Raw genomic sequence first — 372 nt, 5'->3', positions numbered from 1 at the left:
CAATGAATAGGTTTCCGTTAACTGTCAGTGAGACATTATTGCCTAAATTAATATCATTTTCCACATACAAATCCCCATTAACGGTTAATGATAGATTATTATTCAAATTAACTTTCGATACTCTGACAGATTTATTAATCGTATCACTGCTATTAAGCTCGTTTTTATAAAACAGTGGTACAGGGGTTAGACTATTTTTGAATGCAATATTTGGAGAAGATGAACCATTTAACTTATTCGTAATATCATTATTCACTTTATTATTCAAATAAGTTTCCCCAACTGCGATTGCTTTAAGATTGTCTGGTGAAGTCGGTAAACGATCATACGTGCTTCTTTTATTTGTCATTTCATATAGAATGGTTGTTCCAC

1 protein-coding gene is annotated in these 372 nt (G+C 31.5%); it reads right to left on the bottom strand.

All coding sequences use genetic code 11. The features are described from left to right. Positions 1-372 (bottom strand): hypothetical protein (locus RYX56_RS21455; RefSeq protein WP_317124004.1); only part of this gene is annotated, 372 nt, incomplete at both ends.

The organism is Alkalihalophilus lindianensis (genome assembly GCF_032843265.1).
Taxonomy (GTDB): domain Bacteria; phylum Bacillota; class Bacilli; order Bacillales; family Bacillaceae_D; genus Alkalihalophilus; species Alkalihalophilus lindianensis.
The sequence above is the reverse complement of the archived record's forward strand: the minus strand, read 5'-3'. Positions and strand labels throughout refer to the sequence as shown.